17 protein-coding genes are annotated in these 15,471 nt (G+C 63.2%); 4 read left to right on the top strand and 13 right to left on the bottom strand.

Annotated elements, in window-relative coordinates:
• Positions 1-82 precede the first annotated feature (82 nt).
• Complete coding sequence (locus tag ABHM97_RS19945) at positions 83-1,621, top strand: APC family permease (protein WP_349471974.1); 1,539 nt, start codon at positions 83-85, stop codon at positions 1,619-1,621.
• 113 nt (positions 1,622-1,734) lie between these two features.
• Here the strand turns inward: ABHM97_RS19945 and ABHM97_RS19940 are convergent, their stop codons facing one another.
• From ABHM97_RS19940 to ABHM97_RS19890, 11 genes are all read right to left on the bottom strand, one after another.
• Entirely contained in the window at positions 1,735-2,280 is a 546-nt protein-coding gene (locus tag ABHM97_RS19940) for an AMIN-like domain-containing (lipo)protein (protein ID WP_349471973.1), read from the bottom strand.
• 216 nt (positions 2,281-2,496) lie between these two features.
• Positions 2,497-2,799, bottom strand: a complete 303-nt coding sequence (locus ABHM97_RS19935) for a DUF4193 domain-containing protein (RefSeq protein ID WP_211712788.1) — start codon at positions 2,797-2,799, stop codon at positions 2,497-2,499.
• A gap of 131 nt (positions 2,800-2,930) precedes the next feature.
• Complete coding sequence (locus ABHM97_RS19930) at positions 2,931-3,143, bottom strand: hypothetical protein (RefSeq protein WP_349471972.1); 213 nt, start codon at positions 3,141-3,143, stop codon at positions 2,931-2,933.
• Positions 3,144-3,223: 80 nt separating this feature from the next.
• Positions 3,224-4,429 carry an L-2-hydroxyglutarate dehydrogenase gene (gene lhgD, locus ABHM97_RS19925; RefSeq protein WP_349471971.1) on the bottom strand — a complete coding sequence of 402 codons (1,206 nt, stop codon included), beginning with the start codon at positions 4,427-4,429 and terminating at the stop codon, positions 3,224-3,226.
• 144 nt (positions 4,430-4,573) lie between these two features.
• Positions 4,574-5,068 carry a DUF805 domain-containing protein gene (locus ABHM97_RS19920; RefSeq protein WP_235518832.1) on the bottom strand — a complete coding sequence of 165 codons (495 nt, stop codon included), beginning with the start codon at positions 5,066-5,068 and terminating at the stop codon, positions 4,574-4,576.
• A 316-nt stretch (positions 5,069-5,384) separates the two neighbouring features.
• On the bottom strand, positions 5,385-6,932 hold the full coding sequence (menE, locus tag ABHM97_RS19915; protein WP_349471970.1) for an o-succinylbenzoate--CoA ligase: 1,548 nt from the start codon (positions 6,930-6,932) through the stop codon (positions 5,385-5,387).
• An 11-nt stretch (positions 6,933-6,943) separates the two neighbouring features.
• A complete protein-coding gene (locus tag ABHM97_RS19910) occupies positions 6,944-8,269 on the bottom strand; it encodes an MFS transporter (RefSeq protein WP_349471969.1) in 1,326 nt (441 codons plus the stop codon).
• A 41-nt stretch (positions 8,270-8,310) separates the two neighbouring features.
• Complete coding sequence (locus tag ABHM97_RS19905; RefSeq protein ID WP_235518828.1) at positions 8,311-8,766, bottom strand: MaoC family dehydratase; 456 nt, start codon at positions 8,764-8,766, stop codon at positions 8,311-8,313.
• Positions 8,767-8,797: 31 nt separating this feature from the next.
• A complete protein-coding gene (locus ABHM97_RS19900) occupies positions 8,798-9,994 on the bottom strand; it encodes an acyl-CoA dehydrogenase family protein (RefSeq protein ID WP_349471968.1) in 1,197 nt (398 codons plus the stop codon).
• Between the two features lies 1 nt (position 9,995).
• Positions 9,996-10,886: an amidohydrolase family protein gene (locus tag ABHM97_RS19895; protein ID WP_349471967.1), complete on the bottom strand. Its 891-nt coding sequence runs from the start codon at positions 10,884-10,886 to the stop codon at positions 9,996-9,998.
• A 2-nt stretch (positions 10,887-10,888) separates the two neighbouring features.
• Positions 10,889-11,833, bottom strand: coding sequence for an SDR family NAD(P)-dependent oxidoreductase (locus ABHM97_RS19890; RefSeq protein ID WP_349471966.1), 945 nt, complete (start codon positions 11,831-11,833; stop codon positions 10,889-10,891).
• A 139-nt stretch (positions 11,834-11,972) separates the two neighbouring features.
• On the opposite strand from ABHM97_RS19890, the gene ABHM97_RS19885 reads away from it, so the two are divergent.
• The 3 genes from ABHM97_RS19885 to ABHM97_RS19875 all read left to right on the top strand — a co-directional run bounded on the left by ABHM97_RS19885 (position 11,973) and on the right by ABHM97_RS19875 (position 13,513).
• On the top strand, positions 11,973-12,431 hold the full coding sequence (locus ABHM97_RS19885) for a MarR family winged helix-turn-helix transcriptional regulator (protein ID WP_211712778.1): 459 nt from the start codon (positions 11,973-11,975) through the stop codon (positions 12,429-12,431).
• An 89-nt stretch (positions 12,432-12,520) separates the two neighbouring features.
• A complete protein-coding gene (locus tag ABHM97_RS19880; RefSeq protein WP_235518821.1) occupies positions 12,521-12,742 on the top strand; it encodes a hypothetical protein in 222 nt (73 codons plus the stop codon).
• A 42-nt stretch (positions 12,743-12,784) separates the two neighbouring features.
• Positions 12,785-13,513, top strand: coding sequence for a DUF72 domain-containing protein (locus ABHM97_RS19875; protein ID WP_349471965.1), 729 nt, complete (start codon positions 12,785-12,787; stop codon positions 13,511-13,513).
• A 15-nt stretch (positions 13,514-13,528) separates the two neighbouring features.
• On the opposite strand, the gene ABHM97_RS19870 is transcribed toward ABHM97_RS19875, so the two are convergent.
• Together ABHM97_RS19870 and ABHM97_RS19865 are read right to left on the bottom strand one after the other, a co-directional pair.
• Entirely contained in the window at positions 13,529-13,990 is a 462-nt protein-coding gene (locus ABHM97_RS19870; protein ID WP_349471964.1) for a GatB/YqeY domain-containing protein, read from the bottom strand.
• A 67-nt stretch (positions 13,991-14,057) separates the two neighbouring features.
• Positions 14,058-15,338 carry an NAD(P)/FAD-dependent oxidoreductase gene (locus ABHM97_RS19865; RefSeq protein ID WP_349471963.1) on the bottom strand — a complete coding sequence of 427 codons (1,281 nt, stop codon included), beginning with the start codon at positions 15,336-15,338 and terminating at the stop codon, positions 14,058-14,060.
• Between the last annotated feature and the right edge of the window lie 133 nt (positions 15,339-15,471).

Raw genomic sequence — 15,471 nt, 5'->3', positions numbered from 1 at the left:
GATTGAACTTTCCCGCCTCGAAGGCCCCACTTCCTTGGCCAGCCCCACGCAGCAACCTTCGGCCATCTAGAAAGGGCCCCATATGAGCCAGACAATCCGCCGCAGCAGCGTCGATGCTGCAGAGTCGCACAACATCAGCGGCAAGGGACTGAAGACGGGGCAGTTGGGGCTCCTCGCCGTCGTCGTTCTTGGCATTTCAACCATCGCCCCGGCGTATACCCTCACGGGTGCGCTCGGACCCACCGTCAACCAAGTCGGGCTCCAGTTGCCCGTCATTTTCCTGATCGGGTTCATTCCCATGATCCTGGTCTCGCTCGCATACCGGGAGCTCAACGCTGACTCCCCGGACAGCGGCACCACCTTCACCTGGGTCACCAAGGCCTTCGGCCCATGGGTTGGCTGGATGGGCGGCTGGGGCCTGCTCGCAGCGAACATCATCGTCCTGTCCAACCTGGCAGGCGTCGCCGTGGACTTCTTCTACCTCTTCCTCGCCCAGGCCACCGGCTCACCCGAGCTTGCGGACCTGGCCTCCAACAAACTCCTGAACGTTGCAACCTGCTTCGTCTTCGTGGCACTGGCCGTCTGGATCAGCTACCGCGGCCTGCACACCACCAAGATCGTTCAGTACGGCCTGGTCGGTTTCCAATTGCTGGTCCTGGGCCTGTTCGTGGCCATGGCGTTTGCCAACTGGTCCACCTCCGAGACCGCAATCCCCTTCAGCTGGGACTGGTTCGACGTGACCAAGGTGGAAACCTTCGGCCAAATCGCTGCCGGCATCTCGTTGTCGATCTTCGTGTACTGGGGCTGGGATGTCTGCCTCACGGTCAACGAGGAAACCGCCAACGGCAAGAAGACTGCCGGACTCGCAGGCACGCTCACCGCTGTCATCGTCCTTGGCATCTACCTGCTGGTCACCATCGCCACCATGATGTTCGCCGGTGTAGGAGATGCAGGAATTGGCCTGAACAACGCCGAGAACCACGCCAACGTCTTCACCGCGCTGGCCTCTCCGGTCATGGGTCCGTTCGCGATCCTCATGTCCCTCGCGGTGCTGTCGTCGTCCGCGGCTTCCTTGCAGTCCACGTTTACGTCGCCGTCCCGCAGCCTGCTGGCCATGGCGCACTATGGTGCACTCCCGGAGCGTTTCAGCCACATGAGCAACAAGTTCTCGACGCCGGGCTTCGCCACTGTCGCTGCGGGCGTCCTGTCCGCAGGGTTCTACGCGGTGATGCACGTGATCAGCGAGAACGTCCTCAACGACACCATCCTGGCCCTGGGCCTGATGATCTGCTTCTACTACGGGCTCACGGCCATCGCCTGTGTTTGGTACTTCCGCAACAGCGTGTTCTCCAACGCCCGGAACTTCTTCTTCCGGCTCGTCTGCCCGCTGCTCGGTGGTTTGGGACTGTTCGTGGTGTTCATCCAGACCGCAGTGGACAGCTGGGATCCGGAGTTCGGCAGCGGTTCGGAAATCTTCGGTGTAGGGCTCGTGTTCGTGCTTGGCATCGGAATCCTGGCCCTCGGTGGCGTGGTCATGCTGGTTCAGGCCCGCATGCGTCCCGGGTTCTTCCGTGGGGAGACCATCCGCAAGGACACCCCGGCACTGGTAGTTCCGGAGTAGCCGGTCCGCACGGCTCGCATTTCGCCGAGTTCGTGGGAAAGCGGCCAGCTCGCAGGGAAGTTTCCCGCGAACTGGCCGCTTTCCCGCGTTGTGGCGGGCCAAGGGCTGACCGATCACCAGTGGTGGGCGACATCCACTACCAGCCGGGACCCGCCGTCGGGCCCGTCCAAGGTGAGAACCCTGAACGGAAGCCGCGCACGGACCCCCAGCCCAATGCTCGTGGTTCCTTCGAAGCTGCCGGCGAAAACCACCTGCCGGAACGTCTGGTACCCGGAAACATTGGACAGTTCCGCCTTGGCCGCGGGTTCATAGGTGGGTTGGCCGGCCTGGTTGTACGACGGCGCCGTCACAACCACCTGCAGGTCTGCGTCCCCCAGCACCGGGATGGGGAAGCCTGTCGGGTCCTGGGTCACCACCGGAACGTACTGCACGGAGTAGCCGGCAACCTTCCCGGCCATATCGATCACCAGGCGATCGAAGCACGGCTGCTGGCCGGTGCGGACGCCTGTGACGTTGGCGGCGCTCATATCGGGATCGGCCTTAGCCAGTGAACCCCACGAGATGCCGCAATACGTGGCGGCCGAGGCTGGTCCCGGCGCCACCAGACCGAGTCCGGCTGTTGCCACCACGGCCGCCAAACCCGCTCCCAATTTCCTCATTTTTTGTGCCCCCTTCAGGCGACGTTGATACTTCAACATTAGGAGGCTGGGAGGGGCTTGGGGCGGGTTGTGGCCGCTTCGGCACGCAACCGTTAAAGGGTGCGCCGATTGGTTACGGGCGGGTCATGACAAGGTCCCGCGGGCCGTGTTTTCAGGCCGGAAACGGGGTCTCCGTACCTTGGTTCGTGATCGAAGGTAACGAGACCTCGGCGTTATCTAGCCTTCGCAGTCCTTGCAGTACTTCAGGCCGTTCTTTTCCAAAGCCACCTGCGAGCGGTGACGGACCAGGAAACAGGATCCACAGGTGAATTCGTCGGACTGCTCAGGGACCACAATGACGGTCAGCTCTTCACCCGAAAGGTCAGCCCCGGGAAGGTCAATGCCTTCGGCCGTGTCGATGTCCTCTACGTCGATCACGGCGGTCTGGGCACCGCCGCCACGGGATGCCTGGAGGGCCTCAAGCGATTCAGCGGGAGACTCTTCTTCTGTCTTGCGCGGGGCGTCGTAATCAGTAGCCATTGGGTGTTCGCTTTCGTTGCTGCATAGTGCCTATTCCGGCACCTCAGTGATGCAGTTTAGGGCATGCTACCCGCAAATTACGAAAAGTGTGCTCAACGCAACAGTCCCAGGCTTTCCGACGCTCCCAAAGGCTAAATGACGGGCCTCGAAACGTGGGATTGAATGGCCTGCGAACCGGCAACTGTGACCCCGCTGAGCGCCGGCAACCACGTCAGATCCGCGCTGCCCGCCCCGGGGCTCTCCGACTCCGGCCCGGTGCAGTCCATCACGTAGGCAGCTTCAATGACGGAGCCCAGCTTGGCGAGCACGGTGGCGGCCCAGCTTCCAGGAGTCGATGCGATCATGCCGCCACGCTATCCACCGTGTGGTCCGGGGCGGTTTCAGGTACGTCACGGGCTTGTTAACTGTCGGGCGCCGCCCGTGGTCAGCCTGCCAGGGCCTGCTCCACGATGTACTCGGCGATGGCAAGGGACGACGTCGCGCCCGGGGAAGGCGCGTTGCGCACCATCACCGTGTCCCGGCGTCGTGCAATGACGAAGTCGTCCACCAGCGAACCGTCACCGTTCATGGCCTGGGCACGCACTCCACGGGTACCCGGCAGGACGCTGGCCCCCTCAAGCGAGGGAACGAAGCGCATTGCCTCCCGAATGAACTTCTTCCTGCTGATGACGGTCTGGAATTCCCGGACAGCAGACGGCACATTGTGCCGGGCGAAATTCCAGAAGCCCGGAAAGAGTGCGTAATCCAGGACGTCCCGGACATTGACGTTTTTCCATGCGTAGGATTCACGGCCAAAGGAGATAAACGCATTGGGACCCAGCATCATTTCGCCGTCTATGCGTTTGGTCAGGTGCACGCCCAGGAAAGGATGCTTCGGGTCCGGCACCGGATAGATCAGGCCCCGCACCTGCTCCCTGGCTTCGCCCCCGAGAAGGAAGTATTGCCCGAAAAGGGGCACGATCCGCGGGGTTGGGGGCTCTCCGGTTGCCTTGGCGAGGCGATCGGATTGGAGCCCGGCGCACGTAACCACCAGGTCGTAATGTTCGTCACCGTCCTTCGTGGACACCGCAACGCCGCTCCCCTGCTGTTCCAGCGACGTCACCTCGGTCCTAAGGCGGATGGTCCCGCCCGCTGTGCCGACGTCGTCGGCGAGCGCCCGGGTGATGGCTGCGTAGTCGACAATCGCCGTTTCGGGCGAGTGCAAAGCAGAAAGCCCGACGGCGTTTGGCTCCACCTCGGGTATCTGGTCACCGCGCAGCATCCGCGCTCCGGGCACCCCGTTGGCCGTGGCGCGGGCGAAGATGTTGTCCAGGCGTTTGGACTCCTCCGGTGTCTGGGCAATGACCAGCTTGCCGCAGGCCTCGTAGGGAAGGCTCTTGGCGGCGCAGAATTCCTGGAGCAGATCCACCCCACGGCGGCACAACCGTGCCTTCAACCCACCGGGCTTGTAGTAGAGGCCTGCGTGGACCACCCCGGAGTTGTGCCCGGTCTGGTGGGCCGCGAGGTGGTCTTCCTTCTCATACACGGTGACCTGGACGTCGTCGAGCGTGTTGGTCAGTTCCCTGGCCACAGCGATGCCAATGATCCCGCCGCCAACTACTGCGGCGCGTTTGATGTTTCGCGGGGACATGGCACTCCTCGTCGTTGGGGTCGGTCCGTGTCAGTCACAGCATGTCATGTCCGCCGCATCGGAACTCGGAGGTGGGCACGCAAAAGGGGCGGCACGCCGGGCGCCGCCCCTTTCATTGGAGCGTACTGCTTGGTGCTCGGCTGGCTAGGCAGTCGGCTGGTCGAAACGCTGGCCGGCCGGGTTGGACGGCAGGAGCGCAAAGATGAGCAGTGCCAGACCACCAAGGCCCGGGATCAGGCCGAGCAGGACGAGCCAGCCGCTGAAGTTGCCGTCGTGGAGACGGCGCACCAGCAGCGCGATGGACGGAATCAGGACAGCCAGGTAGAAAACGACAATCAGAATGAGTCCGACGACTGCGCCCGGCCCCGGAACGGAGGTGCCGTTGGCGCTGACGGTCGCGCCTGCGGCTCCGAGGATGCCGGTGAGGAGCTGCAGGACGAAACCGACGACGCCCAGGACCAGGGCGACCCACCAGTATTCACTGCGGCTGGCGCGGCCGTTGAAGGCGGTGTACTTCTTGAAGAAACGGTTGACTGCTGCGCCGATCGGGGCGCCGTAGTAGGGAGCCCACAGTGGCGGCTCGCCGCCTTGGGCGGCGTAGGGCTGGGTCTGCTGAGGTTGCTGCGGGTAAGAGCTCATTAGTATTTCCCCCGGGTAGGTGTGAGGTGCTCAGGTGATGAGTCGTGCCTTATCGTAATGCCCCGGGAGCCAATAAGGCAGTTTGATGGACAAAATTAACCCGGATTTAGCCTGTTGACGGATTATTTCCCCCAAACCCTCACTCACAAACCACCCCCACCCACCAAACCCTCACTCAGCAATCCGTGGGACGTGAGATAGCGTCCCCACCAAACGGGCGGGACGTGAGAGAGCGTTCGGATCAAACAGGCGGAACGTGAGAGAGCGTCCGGTTCAAACAGGCGGAACGTGAGAGAGCGTCCGGGGGTGGGGACCCCTATTGGGCGAACTGTTTCCGCAGGTCCATCTTGCGGATTTTCCCGCTGGCCGTCCGTGGCATCTCCTCGACGAAGACCACGGACTTGGGGATCTTGTACCGGGCCAGGCGCCCTTCCAGATGCGCCCGCAGTTGATCCTCCGTCAAGGTCCTCCCTTCACGCAGGGTGACGATGGCCCGGGGCACTTCGCCCCACTTTTCGTCGGCAACACCGATCACGGCCACGCTCCCCACCTCAGGCAGCTCCGCTATGGCAGCTTCCACCTCCGCCGGGTAGATGTTCTCGCCTCCGGAAATGATCATGTCCTTGAGGCGGTCCGAGACGAACAAGAAGCCCTCTTCGTCCTGGTGGCCCATGTCGCCCGAACGGAACCAGGAAGAGTCCGCGTAACTGTCTGCGGTGGCCTCGGGCCGGTTCCAGTACTCCTTGATGACGTTGGGGCCGGAAATCTGGATCTCGCCGACAGCGCCGAGAGCAGCAACACCGCCCAGTGGATCAGCGATCCGCACATCCGTGAAGAAATGCGGCAACCCGGCGGATCCGGCTTTCTCCTTCGACCGGGACACCGGCAGCATGGTTGCCCCGGGCGCGGTTTCGGTCATGCCATAGCAACTGGTGAAGCCGATGCCGCGCTCCTCATACGCGTCCAGAACCCGCTGCGGAACGGCAGAACCGCCGCAGGTGAGCTTGTCCAGGGAGCTGAGGTCCGCCGTCGACCATTCCGGATGGTCGCAGAGCATCTGGAACGTGGTGGGGACACCGTTGAGCGTGGTGACTTTGTGCTCCGCCACCAGTTCCAGTACCCGCCCGGCGTCGAATTTCGCTTCAAGGACCACGGTGGCGCCCTTGAGCAGCATCGGCAGCAAGCCCATGTCCAAGGACGCCACGTGGAACAGGGGCGAGATCATGAGGGCCACATCGTTGCGGTTCAGGTCCATGTCCACCACCGTGTTGATGCAGTTCCAGGTGATGTTGCCGTGCGTCAGCAGCGCACCTTTCGGCTTGCCCGTGGTGCCGGAGGTGTAAAGGATCATGGCGCCGTCGTCCAGGGTCACGGCCACATCCAGTGGCGTGTCACCTGCCGCGTCAATCGCGTCGCCATAATGCTCGACGCCGGGTGGCAGCTCAGCGACGGACCCGGCGTCGCCGTCGGGCGCCACAACGAGGCGGTGAGTGACGTCGGTTCCTGCCGTGGACGCACCCGCCACGGTCTCCAAAGCGGAAGCGTTAACCAGGAGCCGCGCGCCGGAGTCTTGCAGTTGGAACTGCAGTTCCGGGGCAGCGAGCCGGGTGTTGAGCGGCACGAAGATGGCCCCGACCAGCCCGCAGGCAAAGAAGGTCTCCACGAACGATGGGTGGTTTTCGCCAAGGTAAGCCACCCGGTCCCCTTTGCCCACGCCGCGGGCGACAAGTGCATTGGCCAGGCGATCGGTGCGGGTAGAGAGTTCGTCGTAGCCCAGGATCCGGCTGCCGGAGACGAGGGCAGCTTTGGCCCCGGACTTTGCCCGGCGGCGGTGCAGCCAGGATCCAACTCCGTTGTTGTCCATGGTCCGTACTCCTAACTGACCGATGAAAGGTCGTTGTTCTTAGACTCCCGCGTGAGCAGGATGAAGACAATCGACACCAATGACATTGCTGAGAGGAAGACCACCACGGGGACGATGCTTTGCCCGGCATCCTTGTAGAGGCCAGCCACGATGCCCGGGGTGAAGCCGGCACCTATCAGGGTGGCCAGTTGGTAGCCGACCGCCGCACCGGTGTAGCGGTTGGTGGTGCCGAACTGCTCCGAAACAAACGCGGCAAGCGGCCCGTAGAGGGAAGAGTGCAGGATCAGGGCAACGGTGAAGGCCAGGAAGATCAGGGCGATGTTGCCCGAGCTCAGCATCCCGAACATGGGGAACAGGTACAGGATGAACAGGGCCAACCCGGTGACCATCACTGGACGCCGTCCGAAACGGTCGGACATTCGTCCGCCCAGGAGGACGAACAGAATGGAAATAGCCGAGGCTCCCGCGAAGGCATAGAGCACGCCTTGCTGGGGTGCGCCCTTGGAGACCGCGTAAGTGACGGAGAACGTGGGCAGAACTACCTGCAGTCCGAACCCGGCGGCACCGGCGAACATGATCATGATCAGGGCCTTGGGACGCCGCAGCACTTCCAGGAGCGGGATCTTGCGCTTGGTTCCTTGTGCGCTTTCCTTGGCCACCGCTTCAGCGAAGATGGGGCTTTCGGAGACCCGGAGCCGCACGAACATACCGACAATCAGGAGCACGAAGGACAGCAGGAACGGCACGCGCCACCCCCACGCAAGGAAAGCATCCTGCGGAAGGGCGGAGAAGATGCCCATGACCACTGTTCCCAGCACGGCACCCGTCGGCGCACCAGCGTTGACGAACGATGCCGCGAACCCCCGCCGCTTGGGGTCCGAGTGTTCCAGCGCCATCAGTGCGGCGCCGCCCCATTCACCCCCGACGGCGATGCCCTGGCAGACGCGCAGGACCACAAGGAGTACGGCACCCCAAGGACCGATGACGTTCGCTCCCGGGATCAGCCCGATTAGCGTGGAGGCAATGCCCATCATGGCCATCGAGACGATGAGCATCCCTTTTCGCCCGATGCGGTCGCCGAAGTGGCCAAAGATGATGCCACCCAATGGCCGGGCGACATAGCCGGCGGCGAAGGTGGCGTAAGCGGCAACCACGCCAACCCATTCGTCCGTGCCGGCAAAGAAGACTTTGGGAAAGGCAACGGCCGCGGCTGTTGCGTACAGCAGGAAGTCGTAGAACTCGATGGTGCTGCCCAGATAGCTGGACAAGATGACCGTGCGTGCTTCTTTGCGCTTGGCGGCCGTGCTCGACGTAGCGAGCGCAGTGTGTCCTGACATGGCTGTTCCTTGGGAGAGGAGGGATATTGCTGGTGGAAGGTTTATTTGTAGAAGCGTGCGAGGAATTCAGCTACGACGGCGGGGCGTTCCTGGCCTTCGATTTCGATGGTGGCGTTGACCTTGATCTGGGCGCCGCCCTTGACTTCGCTGACTTCGGCGATGGTGCCGTTCATGCGGACTTTGGAGCCCACCTTGACCGGTGAGGTGAAGCGGACTTTGTCCAGGCCGTAATTGACCTTGGTGGTGACCCCGTCCACGTCGAACAGCTCTCCCCAGAACGGGATGATCAGGGAAAGCGTGAGGAAACCATGCGCGATCGGGGCACCGAAGGGGCCGTCCTTGGCGCGTTCGGGGTCGGTGTGGATCCATTGCTGGTCGTCCGTGGCGTCGGCGAAGAGGTTGATCTGCTGCTGGGTGATTTCACGGTAATCAGTGGTGCCGAGGTCCTTGCCGGACATGGTGAGCAGGGTGTCGAAATCGACGACGAGATTGGGCATCTTTGCCTCCTGTGTTGTTGTTTGAAGAGATTCAGCGGGTGAAGGCACTCTCGCCCGTGAGGGCGCGGCCGATGATGAGGGCGTTGATTTCGTGGGTGCCCTCGTAGGAATAGACAGCTTCTGCGTCGGCGTGGAAACGCGCGACGTCGGCGGCGAGCGTAATGCCGTTGCCGCCCACCACTTCGCGGGCCAGGGCGACGGTTTCGCGCATCAGAAGGCTGGTCTGCATTTTGGCGAGCGCCGAGTCCTGGTCCCGCACGATCCCTGCGCTCTGCTGTTCGGTGAGACGCACCACGAGCGACAAGCTCGCGGTGAGGTTGCCGAGCATCCGGGCCAGCTTCTCCTGCACCAGTTGGAAGGAACCGAGCGACCGGCCGAACTGTTGGCGTTCCTTGACGTACGCCAGTGCGGCTTCGAACGCCCCGGCCTGTATCCCGGTGGCGATCCAGGCAACGTCCGAGCGCATGGCGCGCAGCATCGCCGCAACGTCCTTGAAGGAGTTCACGTTGTGAAGGCGCATGGCTTCCGGGACGCGGACACCGTCCAGGGTAATGTGCGCATTCTGCATCATCCGCAGGGACGTCTTGCCCGTGATCTTCTCCAGGCTGACGCCGCCGGCGGTTCGGTCCACGAGGAAGGCCTTGACCTGTCCATCGGCGACGTCCCGGGCAAACACACACAGCACATCCGCAGTTGAGGCGCCCCCAATCCAACGCTTGGCGCCGTCCAGAACCCATGTTCCGCCGTCGGAATCTTCTTCAAACCGGGCGGTGGTGGCCAGTCCGCCGGCAATGTCCGAGCCGTGCTCCGGCTCGGTCAGGGAGAAGACACCCTTGAGTGAAAAATCCACAACCTGCGGCATCCATCGTTTCTGTTGTTCCTCCGACGCGCCCACCCGGATCGCCGTCCGGAACAACCCGGCCTGCGCGGTGTACCAGGTGGCCAGGGAAGCATCGGTCCGTGCGAGTTCGAAGATCCGGAACCCCTGGTAGATGCCCCGGGCCGGAGCGTCGAAGGGTTCCATCAGGTCAAGGTCGATCAGCGGTTGGGCCAATTGCTGCGGGAACTCCCCCCGCTCCCAGTACTCGGCCAGGAGCGGCTTGGCCTCGGCGTCCAGGAATCCGCGAAGCCGGGCCAACACCTCCCGCTCTTCAGTAGCGAGGAGCGCTTCGGCGTCGTACCAGTCCCCTACTGCGTAGAGCCGTTGTTCCAATGCGGTGGTGGACATTTCAACCACCGAGCCCGAGCAACCGGACAGCGTTGTCCTTGAGGATTTTCGGCCGGACCTCGTCCTTCAACGGCAGGTCCGCGAACGCGCCCAGCCACTTCTGCGGAGTGATCAGGGGGAAGTCTGTGCCGAAGAGCACCTTGTCCTGCAGCACCGAGTTGGAGAGCCGGACCAAGGATTCCGGGAAATACTTCGGGGACCACCCGGACAGATCGATGAACACGTTGGACTTGTGTGTCGCGATCGAGTTGGCCTCGTCCTGCCACGGCACCGAAGGATGCGCCATGATGATCTGCAGGCCCGGGAAGTCGGCGGCGACAGCATCGAGCAACAACGGGTTCGAGTACGCCAGCTTGATGCCGTATCCCCCGGGCAGCCCGGCACCCATGCCGTTCTGGCCCGTGTGGAAGATACACGGCAGGCCCAGTTCCTGGAGGGTCTCCCAGAGTGGGTAGAACTGCTCGTTGGACGGATCGAAGCCCTGCAGGGACGGGTGGAACTTGAAGCCACGGGCGCCGAGCTCAACAGCCTGGTGCTTGGCACCGGCGATTGCGTCCTCCCCCGTGCGCGGGTCCACGCTGCCGAAGGGAATCAGCACGTCGTTGTTCCGCGCCGCGCCCTCGATGAGCTCCGGGATGCTGTTGGGCTCGTGCTTGAGCTGGGTGCGCGCGTCAACAGTAAAGACGACGGCGGCCATGTTCAGTTCGCGATACACCTCGGCGATCGTGTCCAGCGACGGCGTCCGGTCCTCGGCCTTGAAGTACTTGGCCGAGGCCTCCGTGAGCGCATCAGGGAGCGATCCGTGGCCGCAGCTGTCCACTTCGAGGTGGACGTGCATGTCGATCGCATCCAAGGCAGCCGCGTCGATGCCCGGTTCGTAACGGGTGGCCATGATCAGCGGGCCTCAGCCTTGGCCGGTTCGGGCTGCAGTTCCTCGGGCAGCGGCAAGAATTCCTCGCCGTAACTTTGAAGGTTTTCCTGGCCGAAGAGCGTGCCGGCGCTCTCCCGCAGTGCGTCGTAGCTCCAGCCGCCTTCGCGGTATTCGGTGCTGACAGCGGTCGGGTGGGTCCAGACCTGCAGCCGGTCACCGCCGGCGCCGATCGCCTGGCCGGTAATCCCGGCAGCTTCGTCGGAGGCGAGGAAGGCAATCAGCCCGGCGACGTCGTCGGCCGTTCCGAAACCGAGGTCGTGGCGGAAGAAGGACGGCATGGCCTCGCCACGCTCGTCCGCTTCCACGGCCTTCTGGAAGTACGGGACGGTCTTGGTCATGGCGGTGGCAGCCACCGGGATCACGGAATTGACCGTCACGCCGGCCCTCTTCATCTCCAGCGCCCATGTCCGGACCATGCCCACGATTCCAGCCTTGGCGGCGGCGTAGTTGCTCTGACCGAAGTTGCCACGCTGGCCCGTGGGCGAACCGATGGTGATGATACGGCCCGCGATGTTGTTTTCCTTGAAGTATGCAAACGCTTCACGGACGCAGGTGAAGGTGCCTTTCAGATGCACGTTGATGACCAGGTCGAAATCCTCGTCGGTCATTTTCAGCAGGCTCTTGTCCCGCAGGATGCCGGCGTTGGTGACCAGGATGTCCAACCGCCCGAACGTATCGACTGCGCCCGCCACCAGCGCTTTGGCGGCATCCGTGCTGCCCACCGGGACCACGACGGCGGTGGCCCGGCCGCCGTCGGCCTCAATCTGCGCGACTGCGGCAGCAGCGGTTTCCTGGTTCACGTCATTGATCACGACGGCGGCACCTTGGCGGGCGAGCTCCCTCGCGTAAGCGAGTCCAAGACCCTGTCCGCTCCCGGTGACGATTGCAACCTTGCCGTTCAAGCTCATGGCGTGCTCCTTCGCATGCAGTAACCGGCCGGAGCCGGTGGGGCCGATCCCACTGCGGCGTGAGATCCTTGTCATGATCAATGAGAATACGGATCATTGAAAAAGTCAACGATTGTTTTTCATTACTATTGGAGTTGTCATGGGACCGCAAAGCACCGAAGTGGAAACCCCGCGCCTGGCCGCCGCCAAAATCGGCAACGATGTGGGCCTGCTGCTGGCCAAGCTCCACGCCACCGGTTCCCTCCTGAACAACAAGGCGCTGGCGGACTACGGCCTTCGGGAACGGTCGTTTTCCGTGCTGACACTTGCCTGCAGCGGACTCGAACCCACGCAACGCGAGCTCGCCGATTTCCTCAGCCTGGATCCCAGCCAGGTTGTCAGCCTGGTTGACGACCTGGAACACCGCGGCTTGGTCAAACGGGCCCAGGGCAAGCAGGACAGGCGTGCCAAGATCATCGTTTCCACCGCTGAGGGCCGCCGGATCCACAACAAGGCCCGTGCCGCGCTGGAAGTGTGCGAGCAGACGCAACTTGAAGGGCTGAGCGAGGACGAAAACCTGCAGCTCAGGGCTCTGCTCAAGAAGGCGCTGTGGGGGTAGGCCTGCATGGACATCTGCACAGCGCCCACATAGGACGATATGCAACTGTCCATTTCGGGGGTTCCGTGGTTGTGTCAGGATCAGGAATCATGAACTTCCCGCTCTTTCACGATCCCTTCCAGGGCGCCGTCGCTGTTGACGCGCAGCCCGTTCGGGACCCCCAAATTCGCCGCCAATCGCACAACTCCAGCCGCGCGGAGCGTCCGGCAGTCCACGGATCAAAGCCGATCCGCAGTGCCCGCCAACGTGAGGTCGCCAAAGTCGCAGAGGACCTCCGGGCCCTCATGGCCAGTACCGCAGCGAAGCAGTAGCGGCTCGCGTTAGCAGGCATCCGACGCGGGTACATTTCCAGCATGGGTATCCACATAGGTACATCCGGCTGGAGTTATGACCATTGGGAGAACGTTCTCTATCCGCCCGGCCTTCCGACTGCCAAGCGTTTAGCTCACTACGTGGCGCGGTTCAACACCGTGGAACTGAATGCCAGCTTCTACCGTTGGCCCCGCGACACCTCGTTTGCCAGCTGGCGGAACCGGCTGCCTCCCGGTTTTGCCATGTCGGTCAAGGCCCCGCGAGGCCTCACGCACGCCAAGAAACTGTACAGCCCGGAAGTCTGGGTGGAGCGGATAGAGCGCTGCTGGCACGAACTGGGCGACAAGAGGGCCGTGCTGCTGGTCCAACTCCCGCCCGGTTTCGCCCGTGACGACGCCCGGCTCGACTACTTCCTGGCTGCCCTGCCCCACTGGATCCGCGTCGCCGTCGAATTCCGGCACGACAGCTGGGACCACCCCGAGGTGTATGCCCTCCTGGAACGGCACGAGGCCGCGTACTGCATCATGAGCGGAGCCAACCTCCCCTGCATTCTCCGGGCCACCGCGCCGTTCGTCTATCTGCGGCTGCACGGCCCGGACCACCAGCATCTCTACGGTGGCTCGTACTCTGATGACGACCTGCGATGGTGGGCCGATCGGATCCGCGAGTGGAGCAACGCCGGCAAGGACGTGTACGCCTACTTCAACAACGACGGCGGTAACGCCGTGCGGAACGCTGAAACTTTGCGGTGGCTGCTTGAGGCGGGATGACGCTCGCTTCCGCTGCTAGCCCAGACGGCCGCGCACGATCTCGCTCACGGTTTTGCCGTCGAAGCGTCCGGCCACCTTGGCGGTAACGGGCTTCATTACGGCTCCGATGGACCGCATGGATAGCTCCTGGCCGTCCGCCTTCAGGTCAGCAATGGCCTCATCGACGATTGCTTCCACTTCGTCACGGGTGAGCGCCTGAGGCAGATAGTCCTCGATGATCTCTGCTTCTGCAATCTCTGCGGCGGCCCGGTCGGTTTCGCCAGCCTCTGTATAGATGCGGGCGGTGTCGCGGCGCTTGGCAGCTTCCTTCTGCAGCAGCGAGGTGACCTGGACGTCGTCGAGCTCCACCGGCGTTTTGCCGGACTTCTCGCGGGTGGTGATTTCGCCCAGGACGTTGCGCACGGTGGTAAGCGCGACCTTGTTGCCGGCCTTCATGTGGTCCACGACGTCGGCCTTCAAGCGTTCTTTGAGTGACATGATGCTCCTTGTTTGGGTGTCCTCCTGCTATCTTCCCAGTTCGGCGCCCAGCGGTGCACTCAGGTGTTCAGGCAGTCCCGGGCGGAGCCTGCTCCGGTGGATCCTTCTCGACCGGTCCGCTCACCACAACCTGGGCCGGGCTGTGCAGGACGTACCCGTTGAGCCAGGAGAACAACGCACGCGCCTTCTGCTGGAGTCCGGACAGCAGGGCGAGGTGCACCAGCAGCCAGGACAGGAAAGCGAAAGGCCCCTGCAACTGGTGGCGTTTGCGTCCGAGCTCGGCCACGGCCGCGCCGCGGCCCACCATCGCCATATACCCCTTGTCGAAGTAACTGAAGGGCTTTCGCGTGCCTCCCTGCAGGTCAGCGACGATGTTGTTGGCCGCCCACTTGCCCGCTTGTTGGGCGACGGATCCCAATTGGGGCAGCTTGGCTCCGGTGGAATCGGTGATGTTGGCGGCATCCCCCAGGACATAGACCCCGTCAACGTCGGGCGCGGTCAGGTCGGGATTAACATCGATGCGCCCTCCCCTCCCCTGGGTGAGGCCGGAGTTGGCGATCAGGTCCCCGGCTTTCAGGCCGCCGGCCCACACAACAATCTGTGCAGGCACGGTGCTGCCGTCCGCCAACGTCACACCATCCTTGCGAACTTCAGTGACCCCGACGCCCATGTGCAACTGGACCCCGATCTTGGTCAGATGTTCCGTGGCGTAGCTTTGGGATTTGGTGGAGAACATGTTCAGGACACTCGGAACCATGTCCACCAAATGCACTTTGCACCGCGCAGCAAGGCCTGGCGAGAAGTACTTGCTGACAACGTATTTGACGTTCTCTGCCATGGCCCCGGCGGTCTCTACCCCGGTAGGGCCACCGCCCACCACTACAACGTCCACGGATCCGTCGGGGCTCCTGTCGGCCTGGTCCAGTAACCGGGTGAGGCCTGTACCGAGTCGGGTGGCATCGGTGACCGAGTACAAGGGATATGCGAACTCCTCCGCGCCGGGCGTATTGAAGAAGTTGGGGACGGCTCCGACGGCGATGACCAGGACCTCTGCGCGCAGGGTTCGGCCCTCCGCTGTGGTGACGGACCGCTCTGCCGCATCCACGGACTCCACCTTCGCGGTCAGGACCCGGACGGACTTGAAGCGTCGGAAGACCGAGCGGAGGGGCCGGGCAATGGCCGAGACTCCGATTTGCGAGGTCGCCAGCTGGTAAAGGAGCGGCTGGAACTGGTGGTAGTTGTTCGAATCGATGAGCAGGACGCGAATGCCCTTTCGGCCAAGCTCCTTGGCTGCTGCAACGCCTGCGAATCCGGCACCGACCACAATGACTTGGTATGAGTCCTCCATGCGAGCAACTTACTTCACGGGAGGTCCATGCGACAGGGGTCGACGGCGGACACCTCACGTTTAGTCTCTGGTCCGGTGGGTACGCAGTGGGTAGGGTTCTGAATTCGGCAAAGCACGCGGAAAGGTGATCTTT

Origin of the sequence: Paenarthrobacter sp. CAP02 (assembly GCF_040137855.1) — a bacterium.
Lineage (GTDB): Bacteria > Actinomycetota > Actinomycetes > Actinomycetales > Micrococcaceae > Arthrobacter.
This window is presented reverse-complemented; position numbering and strand designations above follow the sequence as displayed.

Coding starts and splice junctions, on each gene's coding strand:
- ABHM97_RS19945 (WP_349471974.1), top strand. CDS start 83: ATGAGCCAGACAATCCGCCGCAGCAGCGTCGATGCTGCAGAGTCGCAC.
- ABHM97_RS19940 (WP_349471973.1), bottom strand. CDS start 2,280: ATGAGGAAATTGGGAGCGGGTTTGGCGGCCGTGGTGGCAACAGCCGGA.
- ABHM97_RS19935 (WP_211712788.1), bottom strand. CDS start 2,799: ATGGCTACTGATTACGACGCCCCGCGCAAGACAGAAGAAGAGTCTCCC.
- ABHM97_RS19930 (WP_349471972.1), bottom strand. CDS start 3,143: ATGATCGCATCGACTCCTGGAAGCTGGGCCGCCACCGTGCTCGCCAAG.
- lhgD (WP_349471971.1), bottom strand. CDS start 4,429: ATGTCCCCGCGAAACATCAAACGCGCCGCAGTAGTTGGCGGCGGGATC.
- ABHM97_RS19920 (WP_235518832.1), bottom strand. CDS start 5,068: ATGAGCTCTTACCCGCAGCAACCTCAGCAGACCCAGCCCTACGCCGCC.
- menE (WP_349471970.1), bottom strand. CDS start 6,932: ATGGACAACAACGGAGTTGGATCCTGGCTGCACCGCCGCCGGGCAAAG.
- ABHM97_RS19910 (WP_349471969.1), bottom strand. CDS start 8,269: ATGTCAGGACACACTGCGCTCGCTACGTCGAGCACGGCCGCCAAGCGC.
- ABHM97_RS19905 (WP_235518828.1), bottom strand. CDS start 8,766: ATGCCCAATCTCGTCGTCGATTTCGACACCCTGCTCACCATGTCCGGC.
- ABHM97_RS19900 (WP_349471968.1), bottom strand. CDS start 9,994: ATGTCCACCACCGCATTGGAACAACGGCTCTACGCAGTAGGGGACTGG.
- ABHM97_RS19895 (WP_349471967.1), bottom strand. CDS start 10,886: ATGGCCACCCGTTACGAACCGGGCATCGACGCGGCTGCCTTGGATGCG.
- ABHM97_RS19890 (WP_349471966.1), bottom strand. CDS start 11,833: ATGAGCTTGAACGGCAAGGTTGCAATCGTCACCGGGAGCGGACAGGGT.
- ABHM97_RS19885 (WP_211712778.1), top strand. CDS start 11,973: ATGGGACCGCAAAGCACCGAAGTGGAAACCCCGCGCCTGGCCGCCGCC.
- ABHM97_RS19880 (WP_235518821.1), top strand. CDS start 12,521: ATGAACTTCCCGCTCTTTCACGATCCCTTCCAGGGCGCCGTCGCTGTT.
- ABHM97_RS19875 (WP_349471965.1), top strand. CDS start 12,785: ATGGGTATCCACATAGGTACATCCGGCTGGAGTTATGACCATTGGGAG.
- ABHM97_RS19870 (WP_349471964.1), bottom strand. CDS start 13,990: ATGTCACTCAAAGAACGCTTGAAGGCCGACGTCGTGGACCACATGAAG.
- ABHM97_RS19865 (WP_349471963.1), bottom strand. CDS start 15,338: ATGGAGGACTCATACCAAGTCATTGTGGTCGGTGCCGGATTCGCAGGC.